19 protein-coding genes and 1 tRNA gene are annotated in these 23,049 nt (G+C 57.7%); 12 read left to right on the top strand and 8 right to left on the bottom strand.

The features are described 5' to 3' along the window. Positions 1–3: 3 nt before the first annotated feature. The gene (locus KYE_RS05975) at positions 4–921 is read right to left on the bottom strand and encodes a flagellar protein MotY (RefSeq protein ID WP_008171438.1); all 918 of its coding nucleotides are present in this window, start codon (positions 919–921) and stop codon (positions 4–6) included. Between the two features lie 183 nt (positions 922–1,104). Here KYE_RS05975 and pyrC point away from each other — a divergent pair, with 183 nt between their 5' ends. Together pyrC and rnt are read left to right on the top strand one after the other, a co-directional pair. Continuing rightward, positions 1,105–2,136: a dihydroorotase gene (gene pyrC / locus KYE_RS05970; protein WP_008171436.1), complete on the top strand. Its 1,032-nt coding sequence runs from the start codon at positions 1,105–1,107 to the stop codon at positions 2,134–2,136. A 44-nt stretch (positions 2,137–2,180) separates the two neighbouring features. Next, positions 2,181–2,837: a ribonuclease T gene (gene rnt, locus KYE_RS05965; RefSeq protein WP_075267700.1), complete on the top strand. Its 657-nt coding sequence runs from the start codon at positions 2,181–2,183 to the stop codon at positions 2,835–2,837. 74 nt (positions 2,838–2,911) lie between these two features. Here the strand turns inward: rnt and KYE_RS05960 are convergent, their stop codons facing one another. Beyond that, the gene (locus KYE_RS05960; protein WP_008171433.1) at positions 2,912–5,158 is read right to left on the bottom strand and encodes a methyl-accepting chemotaxis protein; all 2,247 of its coding nucleotides are present in this window, start codon (positions 5,156–5,158) and stop codon (positions 2,912–2,914) included. Positions 5,159–5,319: 161 nt separating this feature from the next. Further along, positions 5,320–7,305: an SDR family oxidoreductase gene (locus KYE_RS05955; RefSeq protein WP_008171430.1), complete on the bottom strand. Its 1,986-nt coding sequence runs from the start codon at positions 7,303–7,305 to the stop codon at positions 5,320–5,322. 385 nt (positions 7,306–7,690) lie between these two features. On the opposite strand from KYE_RS05955, the gene KYE_RS05950 reads away from it, so the two are divergent. Both KYE_RS05950 and KYE_RS05945 read left to right on the top strand, forming a co-directional pair. Further along, a complete protein-coding gene (locus tag KYE_RS05950; protein WP_008171428.1) occupies positions 7,691–7,990 on the top strand; it encodes a hypothetical protein in 300 nt (99 codons plus the stop codon). Positions 7,991–8,054: 64 nt separating this feature from the next. Next, positions 8,055–10,877, top strand: a complete 2,823-nt coding sequence (locus KYE_RS05945) for an insulinase family protein (RefSeq protein WP_008171425.1) — start codon at positions 8,055–8,057, stop codon at positions 10,875–10,877. A 5-nt stretch (positions 10,878–10,882) separates the two neighbouring features. Here the strand turns inward: KYE_RS05945 and KYE_RS05940 are convergent, their stop codons facing one another. Continuing rightward, positions 10,883–11,515, bottom strand: coding sequence for a TIGR04282 family arsenosugar biosynthesis glycosyltransferase (locus KYE_RS05940; RefSeq protein WP_008171422.1), 633 nt, complete (start codon positions 11,513–11,515; stop codon positions 10,883–10,885). Further along, positions 11,502–12,209, bottom strand: a complete 708-nt coding sequence (locus KYE_RS05935) for a TIGR04283 family arsenosugar biosynthesis glycosyltransferase (protein WP_008171420.1) — start codon at positions 12,207–12,209, stop codon at positions 11,502–11,504. The genes KYE_RS05940 and KYE_RS05935 overlap by 14 nt, the downstream gene beginning before the upstream one ends. Before the next feature lie 87 nt (positions 12,210–12,296). Between KYE_RS05935 and KYE_RS05930 the strand changes: the two genes are divergently transcribed. From KYE_RS05930 to KYE_RS05915, 4 genes are all read left to right on the top strand, one after another. Beyond that, positions 12,297–12,373 (top strand) — tRNA-Arg (locus tag KYE_RS05930). Positions 12,374–12,463: 90 nt separating this feature from the next. Beyond that, positions 12,464–13,138 carry a spermidine synthase gene (locus KYE_RS05925; RefSeq protein ID WP_008171418.1) on the top strand — a complete coding sequence of 225 codons (675 nt, stop codon included), beginning with the start codon at positions 12,464–12,466 and terminating at the stop codon, positions 13,136–13,138. Positions 13,139–13,235: 97 nt separating this feature from the next. Further along, positions 13,236–13,814, top strand: coding sequence for a DUF3365 domain-containing protein (locus KYE_RS05920; RefSeq protein ID WP_050898265.1), 579 nt, complete (start codon positions 13,236–13,238; stop codon positions 13,812–13,814). 36 nt (positions 13,815–13,850) lie between these two features. Next, positions 13,851–14,498, top strand: coding sequence for an MBL fold metallo-hydrolase (locus KYE_RS05915; RefSeq protein WP_008171415.1), 648 nt, complete (start codon positions 13,851–13,853; stop codon positions 14,496–14,498). 27 nt (positions 14,499–14,525) lie between these two features. Here KYE_RS05915 and KYE_RS05910 read toward each other — a convergent pair whose 3' ends face one another. Next, positions 14,526–16,151 carry a methyl-accepting chemotaxis protein gene (locus tag KYE_RS05910; protein WP_008171413.1) on the bottom strand — a complete coding sequence of 542 codons (1,626 nt, stop codon included), beginning with the start codon at positions 16,149–16,151 and terminating at the stop codon, positions 14,526–14,528. Between the two features lie 284 nt (positions 16,152–16,435). On the opposite strand from KYE_RS05910, the gene KYE_RS05905 reads away from it, so the two are divergent. Next, complete coding sequence (locus KYE_RS05905) at positions 16,436–17,101, top strand: hypothetical protein (RefSeq protein ID WP_008171411.1); 666 nt, start codon at positions 16,436–16,438, stop codon at positions 17,099–17,101. Positions 17,102–17,122: 21 nt separating this feature from the next. On the opposite strand, the gene KYE_RS05900 is transcribed toward KYE_RS05905, so the two are convergent. Then, on the bottom strand, positions 17,123–17,746 hold the full coding sequence (locus KYE_RS05900) for an L-threonylcarbamoyladenylate synthase (RefSeq protein ID WP_008171409.1): 624 nt from the start codon (positions 17,744–17,746) through the stop codon (positions 17,123–17,125). Continuing rightward, positions 17,743–18,099, bottom strand: a complete 357-nt coding sequence (locus KYE_RS05895; RefSeq protein WP_008171407.1) for a BolA family protein — start codon at positions 18,097–18,099, stop codon at positions 17,743–17,745. Before KYE_RS05895 ends, KYE_RS05900 begins: the two co-directional genes overlap by 4 nt. A gap of 277 nt (positions 18,100–18,376) precedes the next feature. On the opposite strand from KYE_RS05895, the gene KYE_RS05890 reads away from it, so the two are divergent. From KYE_RS05890 to KYE_RS05880, 3 genes are all read left to right on the top strand, one after another. Then, positions 18,377–20,560 carry a DNA topoisomerase 3 gene (locus KYE_RS05890; RefSeq protein ID WP_039881886.1) on the top strand — a complete coding sequence of 728 codons (2,184 nt, stop codon included), beginning with the start codon at positions 18,377–18,379 and terminating at the stop codon, positions 20,558–20,560. Positions 20,561–20,671: 111 nt separating this feature from the next. After that, a complete protein-coding gene (locus KYE_RS05885) occupies positions 20,672–21,406 on the top strand; it encodes a response regulator transcription factor (protein WP_008171403.1) in 735 nt (244 codons plus the stop codon). Then, entirely contained in the window at positions 21,399–23,036 is a 1,638-nt protein-coding gene (locus KYE_RS05880; protein ID WP_008171400.1) for a FecR domain-containing protein, read from the top strand. The genes KYE_RS05885 and KYE_RS05880 overlap by 8 nt, the downstream gene beginning before the upstream one ends. Positions 23,037–23,049: the final 13 nt, after the last annotated feature.

Here is a 23,049-nt window from a genome sequence, read left to right as displayed (position 1 = left end):
CAATCAGCCCCTGGGTTCGCCGCCATAACCGTTAGCCTGCTGCAGTTCCCGGCGGTCACCGGCCCGTTGCAGGCGGATATTGGTGCGCCGGTTATCTGCGGGCCGGTTGGATACCGGGTACTGGTCGCCGTGAGCCCGAACGGTAATCATGTTTTCATCAATACCGCTCGCCTTGAGGTAGTCGGCCACCACATTGGCGCGATCTTCGGAAAGCGCACGGTTGTCGATCCGGCTTCCAATACTGTCACTATGACCATCCACGAAAATCCGCTCAACCGTGGAATCTGCGTTCACATAGGCCACGATGTTATCCAGTAGTTGCCTGTCGGCATCGGATAATTGCGTGCTGCCGCTGGCAAAGGGCACCCTCGAGCGCTGGATCTGATCAAAGTTTACCGGCAGTAGATTGGACGTACAGCGCTGATAACGCTGGTACTCGCCGGCGAAGTTAATGTTGGAGACCTGAACCCGCACCGGGCGGCCATCAAACCACGATTCCCTGGTTACCGTCGGGCGCATCCCGTCCAGAAGTCCATGGGCGACCACGAACGCCTGACGGGTATCCAGCGAGACCTGACGGCGATCATCCGAGACATTGACCGTTCCCAGGGGCTTCGGCGCCACACCCGGACGCCAGGCCGGTGCCTCGACCACAAGGCTGCCGCGCCCTGGTCGCATCAATGCGGAATCAGACTCCAGGAAAAAGCTGAGACTTTCACCGGCGCGATGATTGAACACCGCCCGACCGTAGCCGGGAACTTCGTGCACCAGCCGGCATTCAAATACCGACTCGGCGAGATACCACTGGCTGTTCTCGATTCCGGCGCCATAGCTGGCAGCCTGCGCGGTTGCCGGCAGAAGCACCACGGGCAACGTGGCAACCAGCAGAGTATTCAGGAGTTGTCCGGGGCGAAATCCCATAGAGCTAGCCATCAGTGTCCGGAGTTAGCAGAGTCAGACTGTTTAACGGCCTGAGCCGGAAGTTCTTTAGCCACCAACCGGAAAACAATCACCCGCGCCTTCTGGTATAATTCGCCAAATTTTTTCGGCTCCCAGAGAACCGGGCACAAGCTCGCCCCGCCAAAGGTATTTCGGACAAACGCCATGACAGACAAGCTCACGCTCACACGCCCCGACGACTGGCACCTTCACGTACGGGACGGCGACATTCTCAACGACGTGGTACCGGCTACGGCCGCCTGCTTCGCTCGCGCCATCATCATGCCCAACCTGGTACCGCCGGTGACAACCGCAGCCGATGCCACAGCCTACCGGGAGCGCATTCTGGCGGCTGCCAATGGCACCGAGTTCGAGCCGTTGATGACGCTGTATCTGACCGAGAGCATGACGGCGCAGACCATCCGGGATGCCAGGGCTGCCGGCGTTGTGGCTGCCAAGCTTTACCCGGCCGGGGCAACGACCAATTCCGACTCGGGGGTGAAGGATATCCGTAACATCTATCCGGTTCTGGAGGCCATGGCCGATTGTGGCATGCTGCTGCTGGTACACGGAGAGGTAACCGATGCCGATATCGATATTTTCGACCGGGAAAAGGTATTTCTGGAGCGTGTCCTGGCACCCACTCTCGAGGCTTTCCCGAACCTGAAGGTTGTACTGGAACATATCACCACGGCCGATTCCGCAGAGTTTGTCCGGCAGCACACCGGTGACAACCTCGGTGCGACTCTGACGCCCCAGCACCTGATGTATAACCGCAACCACATGCTGGTAGGCGGCATTCGACCGCATCTCTATTGCCTGCCAATCCTAAAGCGTAACCGCCATCAACAGGCGCTCAGGGACGCGGTGGCCAGCGGCGACAAACGCTTTTTCCTGGGCACGGATTCCGCCCCTCATTCGAAGGATCGCAAAGAGGCAGCCTGCGGTTGCGCTGGCTGTTACTCGGCTTACGGCGCAATCGGCCTGTATGCGGACATTTTCGAAGAGCTTGGCATCCTGGATAAACTTGAAGCATTCGCCAGTTTCAACGGGCCGGATTTCTATGGCCTACCGCGGAATACCGATACCATCACCCTGATTCGTGACCCCTGGACCATGCCGGCAGAGCTGCCGCTGGCTGACGGAACCATCGTGCCCCTCAAGGCTGGTGAAACCGTTCACTGGAAACTGGCGTAAACCTGACTTATTCCTTCTCACACACGGCCAAGACCGGAGCTTGAGTGACTGACGAAAACAAACCACCGCATCCCATGTCCCGCCGCTTTCGCGGGTTTCTGCCTGTTGTAGTCGACGTGGAAACCGCTGGCTTCAATCCCGAGCGGGACGCCCTGCTGGAAGTGGCGGCAGTGATACTGACCATGGACGACGATGGCTGGGTGCGGCGCGCTGAAACCCACGTTCAGCAGATCGATCCTTTCGAAGGCGCGAATCTGGAGCAGTCCGCGCTTGATTTCACGGGTATTGATCCGTGGAATCCGGAGCGAGAAGCGGTACCCGAGCGGGAAGGACTCAGCGAGATCTTCAGCCCCATTCGCAAGGCGGTGAAGAACCACGATTGCAAGCGAGCCGTCCTGGTGGGCCACAATGCCACCTTTGACCATAACTTCATCTTTGCAGCCGCGCTGCGGGCCGACATCCGTCGTAACCCGTTCCATCCTTTCTCAACCTTCGATACCGCCACGCTGGCCGGCCTGGCCTATGGCCACACGGTTCTGGCCCAGGCCTGCAAACTCGCGGGCATTCCGTTCAGCAACAAGGAAGCCCATTCCGCCGCCTATGACGCGGAAAAAACCGCAGACCTGTTCTGTGGCATTGTGAATCGCTGGAAAGAACTGGGCGGCTTTCCGCCTCCGGTGATCCCCGAAGAGACCGAATAACCGCCATAAAAAAACCCGCCGCAGCGGGTTTTTTTCTGTGTGCCAGGCCTAAGTGTTGAAGGCACGCCTCATACTCAGCTGACTTTAAAGCGGGACAGAGAATCCCTGAGCTGATGAGACAACTCCGCCAAGTCACCACTGGCTTCGGAGATCTGGACCATGGCCTGTTTGGTCTCCAAGGACTTTTCAGCAATTGTGGATACGTTGCGCGTTACTTCTTCGGCCGTGGCTGATTGCTCTTCGGAAGCCGTAGCAATCTGCTCCGCCATACCGGACATCCGGGCAACCTCTTCCACTGCCTCGCGAAGCTGCAATACTACGGTTCCTGCCCGCTCAGAAATGCCTCTGGCCTGGGTGCTGCAACGGGTAACGACCTTTGAAGCACGCTCCGACGAATTGACCAGAGTTTCGATGGAACTACTGATCTCCTCGGTCGCCTTCTGGCTGTTCTGGGCCAAGCTGCGCACCTCATCCGCGACCACCGCGAAGCCCCTGCCCTGTTCACCGGCCCGGGCCGCTTCAATAGCGGCATTCAGAGCCAGCAAGTTAGTCTGGTCGGCGATGGACTTTATCGAATCCAGAACCCTGGTGATGGATTCCATATTCTTTCGCAAGTCCTCTATGCCGGCTTCTGCTTCCTCCAGTTCCCTGGCCATAGCACGGGTGTCCTCAGCGGAGGATTCCACCTCGGTGGCGCTGCGGCTGACCGCCTCATCAGTGCGCCGGGCGGCGGCTGCCGATTCCGAGGTATTCTGGGACACCTCGCTGATGGCAGAGGACATTTCTTCAATGGCCGACGCCACCTGCTCAGTCTGCTCTGCCTGCTGATTCACACTGTCCAGGGTCTGCGAGGTGGTACCGGACAACTGTTCAGATGCACTGGCCTGGCGCTGGGACGCTTCTTCAACCTTGAAGATCACTTCTTTCAGGTCTGACACCATCTTGAGCATGGAGCCGTATACGCCCGTGGCATTGTCACTGTCGGACGAATCAATGACCAGGTTACCTGCAGCTACCTGTTCCGCCAGTGCCTGCAATTCGGACGGGTCTTTGCCGAGGGGTTTCATGATCCGCACTGCGGTCCAGACCGCCACGGCCGCCACAGCCAGGAGCACAATAGCAATGGCTATCGCCGCCAGCGTCCACATTTCACGCACCGGCGCCAAGGCCTCGTCTTCGCTAATCTCCGCCACCAGCGCCCAGTTCAGCCCGCCTACGGTAACTGGCCTGTGGGCGGAAAACACTGGCTCGCCACGGTAGGACGTAACCACGCCTTCACCGGAATTTCCGGCCAGGGCCTCATCCACCGATGTCGAACTAATGCGTCCATTCTCCGGGTCGGCAAAGGAAGCGACAACACTGCGGTTTTCCGGATCCAGGTAGGAGTCTGACCGCATCAGGTTATCCGGCCCCACCAGATAGGCATCCCCGGTTTCGCCCATGCCATCTCGTTCCATCATGATGTTGTTCAGGCTGTCGATGGGGAACTGGAAGGCCAGCACGGCCAGCCGCTCATCTTTTTCGGAATATATGGGGGTTGCCACAAATCCGGCGGGCGCACCGTAGGACGGTACATACCGAGTAAAATCAACAAAAGTCGGAGCAGTATCCTGTCCGTCAGACATCGCCTGACGATAAGCTGCCGCCAGGCCAGAATCCGCGTAAGGACCGTCTTTCAGGGAGGTAGCAAAATCCACCTCTTTGGCTACGGAATAGATAACATGGCCTGTATCGGCATCAATCAGATAAATATCGTAGTAGCCGAACGCCTCCTGAAACTCCTTGAACGAGGTGTGCCACTGTTTGTGAAGCGTGTTATAAAACTGCGCGATATGGACGTCAGCCGATACCAATTCGTCTTTCTGCCCCACAGGATTCGGGTTGTCCACGATGTAACCCATCTGCAGAGCCAGGCTGTTTTTGCTGAGGGATGCAACGAAGTCCGAGGCTGAACGTCCGTTAGCACCACCATTTTGCTGCAAGGGTGGCAAAAAATTCTGCTGATAATAAGCCTCGACGTTTTCTCGTAAGGTCGACTGCTCCTCTTGTACCAGTTTTTCATAATTCTGGAATGCCAAACCAAACCCCTGGGCCGCCGTTCGGGTCCCGCGATTATTGGCCATGGCTTTCAGCTGCCGGGCAATAGTGCTGAGATAATCTTCAACACTATGCTGCTTATTGGTAGCCGCAATAGAGAGTCGTTGCAACGCCTGTTCCGTCAGGCTCTGTCGGGCAATTTCGGCGTTAAAAAATGAGATGGCAATGACGGGAAGCAGGCCAACCAGCAGCAAAGTCAGCAAAAGACGTTTCTTGAGAGTCATCAATAGCCCTTCTTTTATATTGTTCTTATGTTAACCATCGGCTATCGGCTGGTTTTCTTTAGCCCAGAACACTTTATAAAAGAGGCGAATCTCTTTTAACCCATTAATATGGGGGGGGGGGGGAAATAACTCCCCCTCCCACTCGATTCGGGGCAACTGCGTTACCAGTAGATGCCCCGCATGATGGCGGCGAAAGCCACCTGCTCGCTGGACACCTTCGGCTTCTCCCCGGAACGGCTACCAGCGGCGGCCGGTGAATCCGGGAACATCCGGTAACCGGTGTTCATGACGATCTCGGCCATCTTGGGCGCCAGGGCATGAAGCACCTGGGCAAAGATACCCAAACGGGTAGCGATTCGCTTCGGCCGGTAGACGATGGCATCAGCAACCATGGTCGCAGCCTCGTCCGGCGTTAGCGTGGGGACAGAATCGTAGATCTTGGTTGGCGCAATCATCGGCGTTTTCACCAGCGGCATGTTAATGGTGGTGAACGTGACATTGCGATCCGACCATTCCGAAGCGGCGCAGCGGCTGAAGGCATCCAGCGCGGATTTGGAAGCCACGTAAGCCGAGAACCTGGGAGCGTTGGTCAACACACCGATGGACGAGATGTTGACCACGTGACCGCGGCGATTCTCAAGCATCTTGGGCGCAAAGCCCATGATCAGACGAACGGAACCAAAGTAGTTCAGTTGCATGGTGCGCTCGAAATCGTGGAAGCGGTCGAACGACAGATCCAGTGAACGGCGAATCGAGCGCCCGGCGTTGTTAACCAGCACGTCGACCTGGCCATGGTTATCCAACACGGTCTTCACGAACTCGTCGCAGGCATCCATGTCGGAAAAATCGCAGGGATAGGCGTGTACGCTTGCGCCCCGGGACTCCAGCTCTGCGGCCACTTCCTTCAGGCGCTCGAGTTTGCGGGCACCGATCACGAGGATCGCGCCGGCGTCTGCCAGTTTCTGGGCAGTTGCAAGACCAATACCGGACGTAGCACCGGTCACCACACAGACGCGACCTTCAACCGTGCCCTTGAGCGTGCGGTCCTTGAACAGGTCCGGATCCAGATTGCGCTCCCAGTAATCCCAGATCACCGGCGCGTAGTCCGGCAGGCGGGGCACTTCAATGCCGGTGCCTTTCAGAACGCGCTCGGTTTCGCGGGCGTCAAAACGGGTCGGGTAATTGATGAACGACATCACGGATGGCGGAATGCCCATGTCATCAAGAATGGCCGACGTCAGACGCTTCACCGGTGGCAGGTTCTTCAAGCTCTGGCGAATGAATGGCGGAATAAAGCCGAACATGCGGGAATCGATCCGCATCCCCATCCGGGGTGCGTGACCAGCCTCGCTGAAAATGTTGAGAATTTCGCCAACCTTGTACGGATCGGTATCCACCAGGTGGAAGCACTTGCCGTCTTCACCCTCGAGGTGAGCAATGTGATCCATGGCGTTAACCACGAAATCCACCGGCACAATGTTCAGACGCCCACCCTCGACACCAATGGTCGGAACCCACTGGGGCAGCGCGTGGCGGATTTTCTGAATCATTTTGAAGAAATAGTAGGGGCCATCCACCTTGTCCATTTCACCGGTAGCGGTATGCCCAATCACCATGCCCGGGCGGTAGATGCGGAAGGGAACCTTGCATTCCTCACGAACGACCTTTTCAGATTCGTGCTTGGTCCGCAGATACGGATGATCCAGCTTCTCGGCTTCCTCGAACATGTCTTCGCGGAAGATTCCCTTGAACAGACCGGCAGCCGCAATGGAAGAAACGTGATGGAAGTGCTTGGCGCCCATCGCTTCCGCAGCATTCACCGCAGCGCGGGTGCCCTCGATATTGGTCGCCTGCTGGGCTTCTTCATCTGCGCCCATATCGTACACGGCGGCGAGGTGAAAGAAGTGGTCGATTTTCCCTTTCAGGGCTTTCATCGTCTTGGCGTCGATGCCCAAATTCTTGCTGGTCAGGTCGCCTATGACGGCCTTCACCTGGGTTTCATCCGCGCCCCAGCGCTCACGCAATTTGTCCAGCTTGTCCTGGGATTGTTCACGCACCAGTACGTGGACAGTGCCACCACGTGCCAGAAGCTTCTCCACCAGGAAACGGCCAATAAATCCGGTGCCACCCGTCAGGAAATAATTCATCAATCTTCCACCCTGCCTGTTGCTCTGTTGTTGTCTATCCATGCCGGCACCCATACGACTAAAGTCTTAGAGTTTTCCGGAAACGCCGGCATTGTACTTAATTGCAACCTTCATGTATCGAACTTTTTTAGAGCTTTTACTCTGTAAGCCTTTGTTTTGTATAGAGCTATTACTCTAAATTTCTGACCCGACAAGCGGGACATGCCTGTCCGGTTCGTCGACACAATGTTTTTGAGACTAGCACAGGAATTGCCCCGTGCATGCTCAATTTCCGGATTACCACAATGCAATGAAAGCGCCCGCCAGCAATGACATAATCGGGAACTTATCGCGCCTTTTGGCATCTCTTGTTTTCACAGGAACACCGACCTCCGGAACCCCTACTATGCAGAAAGACAATCCCAACGCGGAACGCTACATTTCGATTGCCCGGGCCTGCCTGAAGGCCATCAACGACACAGCCGATAACGCTGGTTCACGGGAAGAGAAAATTCAGGCGGTCTACGAGGCCATCGACAAGGCCTTCCAGGCCGAGTTCGCAGATTATCGCCAGTCCGTCGCCATCATGGCCACGGTTCTCGAGCGTATTGCCTCGGGCCAGCTGGACAGTGAGAAAGCCGCCGACCTGGCACGTAAAACACTTGACCAGCAGCCTGAAAGCACCCGCAACGCGCTGATGCACTGATTCGCAAACGTCTTCTCCGGATCCCAGAGGGCCTATGAACACACGTACCGTCAGGAAGAACTCCATGCAGAACCCGATCTCACGCCTGTTTTCCCTGCTCATACTTTTGCTGTTCAGCACCCTTGCTCTTGCAGCGCAGATTCCGGAGAAGAGCCCCAATGACGACAACCAATACCGGTTTATCGAACTGGACAACGGCCTGAAGGTCATTCTGGTGTCTGATGAGGATGCAGACAAAGCAGCGGCCTCAATGAACGTTGCTGTTGGTAGCGGAGATGATCCGGCGGAGCGCGAAGGCCTCTCCCACTTCCTCGAGCACATGCTGTTCCTTGGGACCGAGAAATACCCCGATCCTGGCGAGTACCAGCAGTTCATTAAGAGCCACGGTGGCCAGCACAACGCCTTCACCGCGTTCCAGGACACGAACTACTTCTTCGATGTTCAGGCCGAATTTCTGGAACCGGCACTGGATCGGTTCGCCCAGCAATTTTCCGCGCCCTTATTTACCGCAGAACTGGTGGATCGTGAGCGCAACGCTGTGCACTCGGAGTTCAGCGCCAAACAGAAAGACGATGGTCGACGCTTCTATTCCGTCAAGAAGGCCGTTAGCAATCCGGATCACGCCTTCAGTCACTTTGCCGTCGGAAACCTGAGCACCCTTGAGAATACGGAAGCAAATCCCCTTCGGCCGGACCTGATCGAGTTCTGGAAGCAGCATTACTCCTCGAACATCATGAGCCTGGCGGTTTACGGGCCCCAAACCCTGGACGAGCTGGAATCCATGGTGCGAGGGCGGTTCGATGCCATTGAAAACCGCAACCTTGAGACCAAGCGTCACGTCGCCAGCCTGTACCGCTCAGATGAGCTGCCAGCCAAGGTCACAGCAGAAGCACTGAAGGACGTTCGAAGCCTGTCGCTCACGTTCCCTATTCCGTCCCAGGAAGCGAACTACCGCACCAAACCCGCCAGCTACGTGGCCAACCTGCTCGGCCACGAGGGCCCGGGCAGCCTGTTCGATGTTCTGAAACGGGCCGGTCTGGCGGAAAGCCTCTCCGCAGGCCTGGGCATGGATACCGGCGAGAACGCCACCCTCGAAATCAGCATTTCCCTGACACCGGAAGGACTGGCTCGCCATGAGGACATCCTGCCGCTGGTATTCGATTACATCGAGAAGATTCGACAGAAAGGCATCAGCGAGCGGCGTTTCCTGGAAATGCAGAACCTGGCTCGCATCGATTTTCGATTCCGCGAACAGGGTAACCCCCTGCACGAAGCCATGCGCCTTTCTCGTTACCTCCAGGACTATCCCGCCGAAGACGTTTTGCGGGCGCCCTGGCTGGTTGAGCGCTTCGCGCCGGAACAGTACCGCGACATTCTGGACAGGCTGACGCCGGACAACCTCCTTGCTTTCGTTCTGGCACCGGAGCCTGAACTTGAAAATCCGAACCGAACCGACTGGTACGAAGCGGCGTGGGCCCGGGAACCACTCGACCCGGCAACACTGAGGACCCAGAGCCTGCCAGAACTCGCTGCCCAGCTGCGCCTGCCACCGGAGAATCCATTTGTGCCGGAAGATCTTGCGATGGTGCCCGGAAAAACCATGGCGCAGCCGACACAACTGGCAACCATCGAGGGAATGGATGTCTGGTTTGCCCGGGATACCCGGTTTGATACCCCGAAAGCCAACGTGTTTGTGGGCCTTCGTACGCCTGCCACCCGAGCGTCGGCACGCAGCTACGTGCTCACTCAGCTGCTGGTGGACGCTATCAATGCCAATCTGAACGCCTGGGCTTACTCCGCCAGTCTTGCGGGCCTGGATTACAGCGTCTATCCGCATCTCAGGGGTATCACGGTCCGGGTCGGCGGTTACAACGACAAACTCCATACCCTGATGAACCGGATTCTGCTCCAGGTGGCTGCACCGGAACTGACCGAACAACGTTTCGAGATCGCCCGGCAGCAGCTGATTGACGGCCTGCAGAACAAGGCCAAGGATCGCCCCGTCGAACAGACCTCTGAGTTTATCCAGACGTCCCTCATCGAAGGCGCCTGGCCCACCGACGCCAAGCTGAGAGCCGCCCGGGAAGTTAGCTTCGAGGAACTGCAGTCCTTCTCTGAAGCCCTGCTGTCACAGGTTGACCCGGTTATGATGGCGCACGGAAACCTTACCGAGGCCTCGACTCTTAACCTCGCGCGGCAAATTGACGCCATTGTTCTGGGCAACAGCGAGCTGGTCCGGGTAGCACGAAGCCAGGTGCGCCAGCTGCCAGATAATGAAACCCTCGTCTCCATCGACGTGGACCATCCGGACACGGGCTATACCCTCTACATGCAGGGAGACAACACCAGCTTTGAGGAACGGGCCCGATTCCGGCTGCTGGCCCAGATTATCAGCAGCCCGTTCTACGAAGAGATCCGAACCACCCGCCAGATGGGCTACATCGTTTACGCAACGCCTTTTGAAATGCTTGAAACACCGGCCCTGGGGTTTGTTGTGCAGTCACCTTCCGCTTCCCCGGCAGAGATTGACCAGGCGGTTCAGGAATTCTCCAACAGCTTTGAGGAAACCCTCTCCGCTTTGACAGCGGAACGCCTTGATCGGGAGAAACAGGCCGTTATCAGCAAGCTACTCGAGCGGGACCGGCAACTCGGCGAGATTTCCAGCCGCTACTGGCGTGAGATTGATCGGGGCATGGACACGTTTGATTCCCGCCAGCAGTTGGCCAACGCGATCAAGCAGGTCGGAAAACCACAATTGCTGGAAACCTTCAAAAAGGCCGTCCTGGAGCGCAAGCAGGCATTAGAAGTGGTTACAGGTGGGAATGGCCTGGAGGCAAACCGGGCGCTTGGCAGGCTCACCGAGCTGCCGCCGGTGCCCGCCAGCTAGAGTACTCAAAGAGTGCGCAGAAAGCGCGCCCAGTCTTCGGGCTCGTCGACATCCCAGCGGGGCTCCAGCAAACAATAGCTGAGCCCCGATGCTTTAAGGCGCTCACAGGTCTGGGTCAGAACCTCCGGCGTGCCCCAGGCAATGTCATCCAACATTCCCTCAGCCACTCGGGAGGCTCCAATCAGGACATAGCCGCCATCGTCTGAGGGCCCAAGCACAACGTCGTAGTCTTTCAGGAGCGCGACGGCGTTACGGGCGTAATCCGGATCGACCGAGGGGCAATCACTGCCCACCACCAATGCCCGGTCATAATCCTGAAGAGACAGACTCAACGCTCGATACATCCGTTGGCCCAGTGTGCTCCCCTCCTGAACGCCTTGCATCAGGCCGGCGGCATCAAGCTCTTCAATGATAGAGGCCGCCTCGCCGGGCCGGTCATCCACCGGTCTATCCCACCAGAATTCCACCGGATAGCCGGTCGCACACAGGTTATCCAGCACAGCCAGCGTGAGCCGAACATGGGCTTCGAGAGCCCCGACCGCACCCAACTCGGGCATCAACCGGGTTTTAACCCGTCCGGCTTCCGGCCATTTGGCAAACTGGAGAAAAACCGCCGCAGGCGGATTACTTTGAGGCATTGCGCACATCCGATCGGTAAATTTGGGCCAGGGACTCCGGCGATTCACCACGCCAATACCGCCAGCGCAGCTGCCACATCAGAAAAATCGTTCGCCAGGCACCGTATTTCTGCCAACGGCGGCTATCGGTAACGACTGGCTCTTTTATACAGAAAGGATGGGACACCAGGCAAAGACGGCGTGAGAATTCGACATCTTCCATGAGCGGCATCGGGTGAAAACCATCCAGGGCGTCGAAAACGTCCCGCCGTACGAAAATTGCCTGATCACCGGTGCAGATGCCTGACAGGCGCGAGCGCTGGTTCATGAACCAGGCAATAACCCGGAAAAGCAGCCGCTCACCACTCAGCCGCACATCGAACCGCCCCCAGGCGCGACGGGAATGGACGAAACTTGCGAGATGCTCCAGAGCTTCTTCCGGCAGGCGCGTATCTGCGTGCAGAAACAACTGTAGATCGCCCTTTGCAACTGCCGCGCCGGCGTTCATCTGAAGCGCCCGGCCCTTCTCTGACACAACCACCCTGTCGCAAAGTGGCCGGGCCAGCTCAACGGTTCGATCGGTACTGCCACCATCAACGACAACCACCTCATGCCCCCGGTTACGGATCGGTTGCAGGGCGCGCAGGGTGTCGGTTACACCTGCCGCTTCCATCCACACGGGAACAATCACGCTTAGCGAGAAAGGATCTGGCAAAACACACTCCGTGGCATTCTCTGAAACCGGACCGAACCTTGAGCCTCAGGTCTTAGCCCGCTATCATACCGCCCTTCTCGCGATAATGCCCCCGTAGCTCATCTGGATAGAGCGTCCCCCTCCTAAGGGGAAGGTAGCAGGTTCGAGTCCTGCCGGGGGTACCACCTCTCTTAACCCCGATTCTCGGTCCGTGATATTCAACCTGGCTCCAGGCGAGCTAAACTGCCCCTCCTTACCGACATCAGGACTTCTCAATGGCCCGCTTTACCGAAATCGGAACCGCAATGATCCCCGGCAAGGGAACCCGATTACGTCTTTTGCAACGCAATGATGAATTTTCCATCAAAATTGCCGGCACCACCGGAGAATTGATGAACAGCCGGATCCACGGCTCGGAGGATGCTCTTGCCACCCTGGCGTGCGAACGGATTGCCGATCAGCCTGCTCCCCGGGTTCTTATCGGCGGCCTGGGCATGGGGTTCACGCTGGCAGCAGCGCTGGCCGCTCTGGGCGACGATGCGCAGGTGACGGTAGCCGAGCTGGTTCCCGAAGTAGAAGCCTGGAATCGAGGGCCACTGGGCTCTGCGGCGGGCAACCCGCTGAGCGACCCGAGAGCCCGGGTTCACATTGGTGATGTGGCCGAATTACTCAGAAACAGCGACGGCGAATGGGATGCCATTCTTCTCGATGTCGACAACGGTCCGGAAGGACTGACCCGCAAAGAAAACAACTGGATCTACTCACCGGATGGCATTGCGGCCGCCCAGAAAGCCCTGCGACCTGATGGCATCCTTGCCTACTGGTCTGCCGGCCAGGAGCATTCCTTCACAGAGAGGCTGCGGCGGGCAGGATTTTCTGTTGAGCCCGTTACAGTGAGGGCCTTGCGACCCGGCAAGGGTGCCCGCCACGTTATCTGGCTGGCGTGGTAATCATTCATCGACTCTACCGGAATCTGTCCTGGCTCAATTTGGGATTATTCCTTTGTTATATACTTATTCCAAAGCCAAGAAGCCCGGGAGAGATTCAATGACCAAACCGACCATCACAACAGCCTTGCTATGCTCCTTGCTTTCCATGCCACTTCTCGCGCAACCCCAAGCAGATAGCCCGGAAGCAATGGTTGCCGAAGCACGTTCCCTGGTGAAAAGCTTCGGCGGCTCACTGAAGCAGGCGCTCCAGGCGGCCATCAAAGAAGGCGGCCTCACAAACGGTATTGGTGTTTGCAAGACTGTGGCACCGGAAATCGCCAGCAACAACAGCAGCGGCGGCTGGGTCATCAGTCGGACCAGTCTGAAAGTCCGGAACCCGGAAAACACCCCGACCGACTGGCAGGAGATCCAACTGCTGGCCATGGACAGACAGCCGGTAAAGAACGGAAAACCGGTGGAGGTCTGGCAGGTCTCCGAAGCGTCCGGACAGCCGGCGTTCCAATATATGAGCGCCATCCCGACACAGAAACTTTGCCTTGGCTGTCATGGTAAGTCCATCGCCCCGGAGGTGAAGGCAAAACTGGCTGAACTCTATCCTGAAGACAAGGCGACCGGCTTCTCCGAGGGCGATTTGCGGGGCGCGTTCGTTGTTACGCGGGAAGTTCCAGTAAACTGATGGCACTAGCCATTTCTTCAGCGATTGAGAACAGGTATGTCACTGAACTACAGAATCATTCCGGTCACGCCTTTCCAGCAGAACTGCTCACTGATCTGGTGCGAAAAGACGCGCCGGGCAGCCGTAGTCGATCCGGGCGGGGATCTGGAGAAGATTCGCGCCGCTGTGGCTGAGGAAGGCGTGACGGTCGAGAAAATTCTGCTTACCCATGCCCACATTGACCATGCCGGCGGAACTGCGGAGCTGTCCAAAGAGCTGGGTATTCCCATTGAGGGGCCGCAGAAGGAAGACAATTTCTGGATTGTTGGCCTGCCCCAGCAGGCGCAGATGTTCGGGTTTCCGGCCCCGGAAGTTTTCACCCCGGATCGCTGGCTGGAAGATGGGCAGCAGGTCACGGTGGGCAACCAGACTCTGGAGGTCCTTCACTGCCCCGGCCACACACCGGGGCATGTGGTTTTTTATCATAAGGAATCCGGTCTGGCGCTTGTGGGTGACGTGCTGTTCCATGGCTCCATCGGACGCACGGATTTTCCAAAGGGCGACCACGCAACACTGATTCGCTCTATCAGGGAACAGCTGTTCCCGCTCGGCGACGAGGTTGCGTTCATTCCCGGACACGGTCCGATGTCCACCTTTGGCCGGGAGCGAGCCACCAACCCCTTTGTTTCCGACCATCGGGGCTGAGCCTGTCGCCAGACCCGCGCCGTCCTTCTAAGGGCGGCCTTCCTGATTCAGCCGGAACTGTTCGATGGTTTTCCTGAGATTCTCGGCCATGGCCAGAAGGTCTCCGGCAATTCTCGCTGTCTCCTTGGCATCCCCGGAGGTCTGCTCTGCCGAGCGACTGATTTCAATCACGTTGTGATTAATGGATTCGGAGACATCGCTCTGCTCGTTGGCAGCGCTCTCCATTTCCTGATTGAGGTTGGTGATCTCCCGCACAGCAGAGGCAATGGTTTGCAGTTCAGACTCTACTGTCAGAATGGCTGAAACCTGATGCTCTGCCATCTCAGAGGCATGGCGCATGGTGGCCACACAATCGACAACCTCTCCCTTCAGTCCGTTGATGGTGTTCCGGATTTCCTCCGTTGAATCCTGGGTTCTCGACGCCAGCGCACGCACCTCATCGGCCACCACAGAAAAACCGCGCCCCTGCTCTCCGGCACGGGCCGCCTCGATGGCGGCATTGAGCGCCAGCAGGTTGGTCTGGTCAGCGATATTGGAGATTACCTCCAGCATATCCGACATCTGGCTGGTACGTTGATCCAGCTGCTCAATGCGTTTTGCGCCACTCTGGACCTCGGTGTTCAATGCCTCGATGCTTTTTACTGCATTCCGGGCAAGGCTCTCACCCTTGCTCGCTGATTCCGCAGTATCTGCGGATTTTCGGGTGGTATGAATGGCATTTTCCCGGACCTGAACCGCAGATGCGGCCATCTCGGTAGTGGCGCTGGCCACCTGATCTGTGTTGTCACGCTGGGCAAGCACTTCCCTCTCTGTCGTGTCAGCCTTCCCCGCAATGCTTCTGGCCGCCTGCTCAACCTGTTCGGCGTTGTCCATGACGGTATTCATGCTCTCCCGTATCTTCGCCATCATCCGGTTGAACGCCCGGGACACGGAACCGATCTCGTCGTTGCGGGTAACCTCAAGCTCAATGGTCAGGTCAGAATTTCTGGAGATCTCGCCCATGCGGTCGTGGAGTCGCCGCAAACGGGAAAACACCAGTCGACTCAAAGCGGCGGCGGTCAGGAAAAACACCGCAGCAAAGATGGCTACCTGAATACCGCCACTGGTCAGCAGTTGCTGCTGCAAACGGGCATCGCTGTCAGCCATGGAATAGTCCACCCGAATGGCTCCAAGAACGTCTCCCTCACTGGCCTGATGACAGCCAAGACAGTTGACGCCCTGATAGTTCTCCATCGCGATCACGGGCTCGATCAGTGTGTAGACTCGCCCGTCCTCATTGCTGGAATAGGACTCCACCCGCTCACCGGCAAGCGCTTTCTTGTCCAAAGGTTCCCGCTTCTGTTCCGACGCGTTGCCGTTGCCGAAGATCCGGTTCAAATGGTCACTGCGAATCACCCGCACGTCCAGCACGTCTTCAGACGCCATCACCTTTTTCCGAAGCACATCCCGGTTACCGATGGTGCCGGTGACCATCATGGTATTCAGCCCATCGAAATAGGATTTTGCCAGTCCATCCACGTATTTGTGGCTGAACTCTTCAAGATGATCACGCTGTGAGTCTGCACTGTAGATTACGGTAAACACGAGCACCAGGGAGAAGGCAGCCGCCAAAGCGGCAAGTAAGAGAAAGCGGATGGAATACTGTTTTTTCATGGTAACCCGACACAGAGACCGCGCGGCATGCGGCCAGGACGTTGTTTTGACGTTTCGTGATGACAACTAACTGTCGCCAAACTTTATAGATATGCGTCAATTATTTCCTGACCCAGATCAGATCCGGGAAAAGTCGTTTACACATGAAGGAAGGAGGGAGCCCTCAGCCCGGGACTTCATCGAGTTGGCCTGAAAGCTGCAGAGCATGATGACAAGCATTCGTGATTCCCAACGCTGACTGTTCGGAAACCGCACTCCGGTTGACCGAAGGAGGAAACCCATCCATGTCCCTACTGACATCTCTGATCCGGGCGAGCACCCAGTTCCAGCAGGCCATGGAAAGGCGCCAGACGCCTTCAACAGGGCCGGAAGCCGCGCCCGGCAAAGCACAGGCAAAGGCCATGGAAACCGAGCCGACACCTGGCGATGACCGTTTTACACCCTCGGAGAACAACCAGTCTGACCTCTCACGGCTGAAAGCCCGCCGACTGGCCATGACCGACTACAAACAAACTGTGGGGCAGGATCTTGCCTTCGTTCGAGAAACACTGCGGCACAAACTTGCCGAATACAACCTGCACCCGGCAACCGCATTGAACGTGAGCAAAACGGAGAATGGCAGCGTTGCGGTGGAAGGGAAAATCGCAGACAACACTCGCATCCAGATTGAAAAAGACCTGAACGTAAACAAAAACTTCAAGGAAGCGTTCAATCGCCTCAGCGTTAACGAGCCAACGCTGCATTTCATGGACAATGCGCTCAAACTGAATCAGGCGTACGGGGTGAATAACCCGCTATTGGACACACTGATCAGCGAGAACCAGCAATTTAACGGCCTGCAGGACCTCGTGCACCGTTACGACACCATGCGCCGCTCAGTGAGTGCCGAGCAAATCGAAGCTGCAGGGAATAGCCGGGCGTACGCCTTTAATCTGAACGCCCGGGCATAAAGGAAAGACGGATCAGGAGAATCAGACCTCGAAAGGCGCCGGATCCCCCTTACCAACACGGGTAACCACCGGAGCCTCGCCGGTAAAGTCCACGACCGTGGTCGCTTCCATACCGCAGAATCCCCCGTCGATAATCAGATCCAGCTCATGCTCCAGGGTTTCCCGGATTTCATAAGGGTCTGTCATCGGATCGGTTTCGCCCGGCAGAATCAGAGTGCTACTCATGATGGGCTCACCAAGCTCGCCCAACAGCTCCTGAACAATGGCATTGTCCGGCACACGGACGCCTACTGACCGGCGTTTGGGATGAAGCAGCCGCCGGGGCACTTCACTGGTGGCATCCAGAATGAAAGTGTAGGGCCCGGGCGTGAAATTCTTCAGCAACCGGTACTGGGTGTTGTCCACCTTGGCATAGACCCCGATGTCCGAAAGATCCCGGCACACCAAGGTGAAGTTGTGCTTGTCATCCAGACGGCGAATCCGCTTGATCCGATCCGCCGCCTGCTTGTCACCCAGGTGACAGCCAATGGCATAGGCTGAATCCGTGGGATACACGATCACCCCGCCACGACGCAGAATATCCACCGCCTGATTGATCAGACGCTTCTGTGGCGTCTCCGGATGAATCTGGAAAAACTGACTCATGAACCCTCTCCCTGTGCGGTCCGCGTCGCCATCGCCGGATCTTTCTTCGACCCGCCCATACAATTCGGAGATTCCGGCGCCGACTGCCCCGTCGCCTCCCATTCTTCCGGTGAGTATAGATGCAACGCCAGCGCATGAACCGGCCCCGCCAGTTCCTCGGCAAGCACCTTGTAAATCGCCTGATGCCGCCGCACCCTCATCTGCCCCTCAAATTCCGGCGACACCAGGGTCACCTTGAAATGAGTTTCAGAATTAGGAGGCACACTGTGCTTGTGGCTCTCGTTCTCCACCTGAAGCACACGCGCATCGAAGGCGTCGTTCAGCTTGGTTTCAATTGCATTCTGGATCTTCATGTTTCGAGACTCCTACAGCTCAACCCTGATGGAAGAGGGCGAATGGCGAACGGTCAGAAGCGGGTGTGGAGATGGCTTTCCCAAAAGTGTGTGTTGCCAAGGATGGCAGCACCAAGCCCCCATGGATGGGTTCACGGCGTCTTTTGGGAAAGCCATCTTCACAGCCGCCTCCACCAACACCCTCAGTCTACTACACATACAGGACACACCCGAGAGCCTTGACACCATAAAGCCAAAGCGCCACATTCCCATCCCGATTCCAAAACACCCAAACCCCATGCACCTGTACATCGCCGAAAAACCAAGTCTCGGCCGCGCCATCGCCGCTGCCCTCCCTGGCCCTCACCAGAAAGGCCAGGGCTGGATACGCTGTGGCACTGGCGAAAATGCTGCCACCGTTAGCTGGTGCATCGGCCACCTGCTGGAACCGGCAGAACCTGCACGCTATAACCCCGCTTGGAAGAAATGGCGCCAGGAAGACCTGCCGATGTTTCCCGACAAATGGGAGGTCATGCCCAAGGACAGTGTTCAGCAACAATTAAAGGTGCTGGAATCGCTGATTCGCCAGGCCAAGACCATTATTCATGCTGGCGACCCGGATCGGGAAGGCCAGCTGCTGGTGGACGAAGTTATCCGCTATTTCGGTGCCAGCGCCCCGGTTCAACGGATACTGATCAACGATTTGACGCCAGCGGCCGTGGCCCGGGCGATCCAGAGCCCCAGGGACAACCGGGAATTCCGTCGGTTATCCCATTCCGCCCTGGCCAGACAACGCGCCGACTGGCTCTATGGCATCAACCTGACCCGATTTTATACCCTCAGTTATCAGCGGCAGGGTGAACAGGGGGTCTATTCCGTTGGCCGGGTACAGACTCCGGTACTTGGCCTTGTGGTTGAACGTGACAATACCATCGAACACTTCCAGCCCAAGCCCTATTACCGCATTGAAGCAAGGTTCAGGGCTCAGGAGGAAGAAGCCGACCAGCAAACCTTCACCGCCCGCTGGCAGCCCAACGAGCAGTTCCAGGATTACCTGGATGAAGAGAACCGCCTGCTCAACCGGGAAGTCGCTGAACAGATTGCCGACAGCGTTCGAAACCGACCCGGCACCATCACCGAGTCCCGCTTTCGGGATCGGTCGGAAGCGCCACCGCTGCCGTTTTCCCTGTCGGCCCTGCAAATTGAAGCAGGCCGGCTATTCCGCATGGGTGCCAAAGACGTCCTGGATACCGCCCAGAATCTTTACGAGCGCCACCAGCTCATCACCTACCCGCGATCAGATTGCCGGTTTTTACCGGAAGGCCACTACAGCCAGCGGGAGCAGGTGATAAGAGCCATTGCCCGAGTGGCACCGGATCTGGAGCAAGCCTGCAACGGCGCAGACCTTGGCCGCAGGACTTCCGCGTGGAACGACAAACAGGTCGACGCCCACCACGCTATTATCCCAACCAGCCGCCCGACGCCGAACGGCAAACTCAGTGACGCGGAAGAAAAAATCTACGGACTGATCAGCCGGTACTATCTGATGCAGTTCGCGCCCGATGCCGTGCACAGGGAGGGTAAGCTAACGGTACGAGTGTCAGAGCACGAATTCCGCGCGACGGAAACGGCCATCCTGGTGCCCGGCTGGAAAACGCTGGAACTGAAACTGCGAGAAGCTCGCAAGGAACCGGAGAAGGCACCGCTTCCCAGACTGGAAAAAGGCGAACCGGTATTCTGCGACGATAGCAACCTCAGCGAGCGCAAAACCCAGCCGCCCCAGCATTTCACCGACGCGACCCTGCTCTCGGCAATGACCAACATTGCCCGATTTGTAACCGATACCGAACTTCGCAAAACCCTACGCGAGACCGATGGCCTGGGCACCGAAGCAACCCGGGCTGCGATCATCGATACCTTGTTCAAGCGCGATTACCTGTACCGCGACAGTCGGCATATCCGCGCCTCCGACAAAGCCAAGGCGTTGATCAGTGCTTTGCCCGAATCGGTCAGCAAGCCGGATCGCACGGCCGTCTGGGAAGCCAACCTGGAGAGCATTCGCCGTGGCGAGGGCGACCCCAGAAAGTTTCTGGATACCCTCAAAGAGGAGATCCGCGGCTTTCTGGCCAGGCCCCAGGGCCGCCCGACCGTCGACTCGGAGAGCATCGGCACAACCTCGCCAGAGGCACAGCCCCACTGCCCCAAATGTCGCGCCCCGATGCTGGAGCGAGAGGGCAAATTCGGCCGCTTTTTTGCCTGCACCCGCTACCCGGATTGCCGGGGCACCCGACCGCTGGAAGAAGCCACGCCTCAGGATGGCACTGGCCAGAAACCCATTCCATGCCCCCACTGTTTCTCGCCCCTGGTGCGACGAAAAGGGAAAAAAGGCTGGTTCTGGGGCTGCAGTAATTTCCCCGGCTGCCGACAAACACTGGACGACGACAACGGAAAGCCTTCAGTCCGTTTACGCAAGTCTACATAACGATACTGAACGCAGATCCACATTTTGTGATAATTGATTGATATAGCAGAGTAGTCCATTGAAAGCTCTGCTCGATACCAGGCAAGAGAGCGACACTCCGGGAGAGGCTTAATGCGTATTGCTTTGCTTGAAGATGAAACCGAACAGGCACAGCACATCCAGTCAATTCTGTCTGAAAGCGGGCACCACTGCGACAGCTTCCCGACCGGCCAAAATTTCCTGAGCGCGGTTCTGCACCGCAGCTATGACCTCCTGATTCTGGATTGGCAGATTCCGGACATGACCGGCATTGATGTTCTCGAGAGCGTTCGCGCCCAGCTGAACTGGCCGATTCCAGTCGTGTTTCTCACCCAGCGGGACAGCGAGGCAGATATTGTTCGGGCTCTGGATGCCGGCGCCGACGATTACCTGGCCAAGCCGGCCCGTGCGGCGGAATTGGGCGCGCGCATCAATGCTCTGGCGAGACGCTCCAATCCTGACAGCGAAAAGGAAGTGCTTCGCTATGGTCCGTTCGAAATCAACACGCAGCAAAGGGTCATTGCACTCCATGGTGAAGAACTGACGCTGACCGACAAGGATTTCGATCTGACCCTGTTCCTGTTCCAGAACCAGGGCCGGCTGCTGACTCGGGAAATGCTGCTTGAGCGCGTCTGGGGTCTGGCGCGGGATATCAATACCCGTACCGTAGACACGCATATGAGCCGACTGCGCCGTCGTCTCGGCCTGAACCCGGAAAACGGCTTCCGCATCAAGACCATTTACCAGCGGGGCTACCGACTGGAGGCCATGAAGGCGCAGGACCAGGCCTTTGACGTCGACGAACCCGCCAGGGCAGCCAATGACTGACAGCCCGGCTCCGCGATTACCGGCACTGCTGCTGATCCTTTCACTGCTTGCCTGGGCTGCCCCCGCGGCTGCCGAGCTTTCGGTAACGCGCGGTTCAGCCGGGCATTCTGACGTTTCGTCGGCCAACCCGGTGCCCGAGTGGATCTACACCTTGCGGCCGGGAGAAAGCTTTTCGGAAGTGGCCAACGACCTGCTCGCACCCAATTATCCCGCGAGTCGCCTTCTGCAATACAACAAGATTGGCAACGGTGCCATTCTGGGTGCCGGCGACAGTGTGCGAATTCCCCTTGCCTGGCTAAAGCGCCAACCTCAGCCGGCGCGGGCGACATCGGTCACCGGAACCGTACAGCTGATTTCCGGAAATACCGGTCGGAAAACACCCCTGAGTGAAGACGCCCTCATCCGCGTTGGTGATGAAATTCTGTCCGCGTCCGGGACCGCCACCATTGAACTGGCGGACGGCTCGGAAGTAAGGATTTCTCCGAATTCTCGACTCATCTTCAATCGCCTGACCCAATACGGCAAAGCCGGCATGGTCGATACCAGACTCCGACTCGACAGGGGCGAGATCCACACCCGAGTGAAGCCGGTCATGGAGGGAGGCGCACGATTCGAGATTGAAACGCCTTCGGCCGTCGCCGCCGTGAGAGGTACCGCATTTTCACTCCAGACATCGGCAGAGGGCACTCGCCTGCAGGTAACCGAGGGCGACGTTGACTTCGGGGCCCCCGGCAAGACCCGCCGGATCCCTGCGGGTTTCGGAGCCAGCCTGTCCACCACTAACAATGACGGCCTGAGCATTCGCCGCCTACCGCCAGCGCCGGCGCTCGATCCACTGCCACCGAGACTGACCCAACTGCCCACCACCATGACCTGGCAGGAAAGTCGCGCCCCCATGCACCGGGTGGACATCTTCGAAAGCGACACAGGCCGCTGGGTAGAAAGCCGAAAACTGACAGGCAACAGCTTTGATATCGGGCAACTGGATAATGGCAGCTATGAGGTACACCTGGCGGCACTCGATACTCGCGGCACGGCGGGGATGCCACGCGTCGTCCCGCTGGAAGTCGATCTTCAGGCCAGGACTGCCAGCCTGGTTGCTCCGGAAGATGGGGGCACCGTCAACGACGATATGCCCGAGTTTCGCTGGCAGCTTAACGGCGACAATGAAGTGGCTCGGGTAGAGATAGCCGAAGATCAGGATTTCCGGAACCTGATCGCCACCAGCGAGTGGGCACCCGAAACGGCTGCCCTGCCCTCACGCCCGCTTGGGCCTGGCAAGTATTACTGGCGCGTGGTGACCGAAGCAGGCGGCAATTCAGTTGCTACAACGCAGCCGCGGGAGCTGGTGGTCAATGGCAGCCTGCCTCCGGTTCGGATCATCAGCGTGAACTACATCGACAGCCAGGTAAGGGTGTTCTGGGAGAAGGTAGACACGGCGGCAGAATACCGACTGCAACTCTCGGAGGAGCCGGGCTTCAACAATATCATCAAGGAGGCAACACTGCCTGATACCACGGCAGCCTTGCGTCTTATTCCCGGAAGGCGGTATTTTGTGCGCCTGAAAGCTCTTTCTGATGGTCCACTGCAAAGCCGTTGGGGACCAGGGAGGGAATTGTACCTGGAATAATCCGTTGATCGAC

It is taken from the genome of Marinobacter manganoxydans MnI7-9, assembly GCF_000235625.1.
GTDB lineage: Bacteria > Pseudomonadota > Gammaproteobacteria > Pseudomonadales > Oleiphilaceae > Marinobacter > Marinobacter manganoxydans.
The sequence above is the reverse complement of the archived record's forward strand: the minus strand, read 5'-3'. Positions and strand labels throughout refer to the sequence as shown.

What these genes read in the sequence shown, in the direction of transcription:
- KYE_RS05950 (WP_008171428.1), top strand. Translation starts at nt 7,691, where the DNA reads ATGCAGAAAGACAATCCCAACGCGGAACGCTACATTTCGATTGCCCGG.
- KYE_RS05905 (WP_008171411.1), top strand. Translation starts at nt 16,436, where the DNA reads ATGTCCCTACTGACATCTCTGATCCGGGCGAGCACCCAGTTCCAGCAG.
- KYE_RS05880 (WP_008171400.1), top strand. Translation starts at nt 21,399, where the DNA reads ATGACTGACAGCCCGGCTCCGCGATTACCGGCACTGCTGCTGATCCTT.
- KYE_RS05900 (WP_008171409.1), bottom strand. Translation starts at nt 17,746, where the DNA reads ATGAGTCAGTTTTTCCAGATTCATCCGGAGACGCCACAGAAGCGTCTG.
- KYE_RS05895 (WP_008171407.1), bottom strand. Translation starts at nt 18,099, where the DNA reads ATGAAGATCCAGAATGCAATTGAAACCAAGCTGAACGACGCCTTCGAT.
- KYE_RS05910 (WP_008171413.1), bottom strand. Translation starts at nt 16,151, where the DNA reads ATGAAAAAACAGTATTCCATCCGCTTTCTCTTACTTGCCGCTTTGGCG.
- pyrC (WP_008171436.1), top strand. Translation starts at nt 1,105, where the DNA reads ATGACAGACAAGCTCACGCTCACACGCCCCGACGACTGGCACCTTCAC.
- KYE_RS05890 (WP_039881886.1), top strand. Translation starts at nt 18,377, where the DNA reads ATGCACCTGTACATCGCCGAAAAACCAAGTCTCGGCCGCGCCATCGCC.
- KYE_RS05920 (WP_050898265.1), top strand. Translation starts at nt 13,236, where the DNA reads ATGACCAAACCGACCATCACAACAGCCTTGCTATGCTCCTTGCTTTCC.
- KYE_RS05940 (WP_008171422.1), bottom strand. Translation starts at nt 11,515, where the DNA reads ATGCCTCAAAGTAATCCGCCTGCGGCGGTTTTTCTCCAGTTTGCCAAA.
- KYE_RS05955 (WP_008171430.1), bottom strand. Translation starts at nt 7,305, where the DNA reads ATGAATTATTTCCTGACGGGTGGCACCGGATTTATTGGCCGTTTCCTG.
- KYE_RS05915 (WP_008171415.1), top strand. Translation starts at nt 13,851, where the DNA reads ATGTCACTGAACTACAGAATCATTCCGGTCACGCCTTTCCAGCAGAAC.
- KYE_RS05885 (WP_008171403.1), top strand. Translation starts at nt 20,672, where the DNA reads ATGCGTATTGCTTTGCTTGAAGATGAAACCGAACAGGCACAGCACATC.
- KYE_RS05925 (WP_008171418.1), top strand. Translation starts at nt 12,464, where the DNA reads ATGGCCCGCTTTACCGAAATCGGAACCGCAATGATCCCCGGCAAGGGA.
- KYE_RS05960 (WP_008171433.1), bottom strand. Translation starts at nt 5,158, where the DNA reads ATGACTCTCAAGAAACGTCTTTTGCTGACTTTGCTGCTGGTTGGCCTG.
- KYE_RS05975 (WP_008171438.1), bottom strand. Translation starts at nt 921, where the DNA reads ATGGGATTTCGCCCCGGACAACTCCTGAATACTCTGCTGGTTGCCACG.
- KYE_RS05945 (WP_008171425.1), top strand. Translation starts at nt 8,055, where the DNA reads ATGCAGAACCCGATCTCACGCCTGTTTTCCCTGCTCATACTTTTGCTG.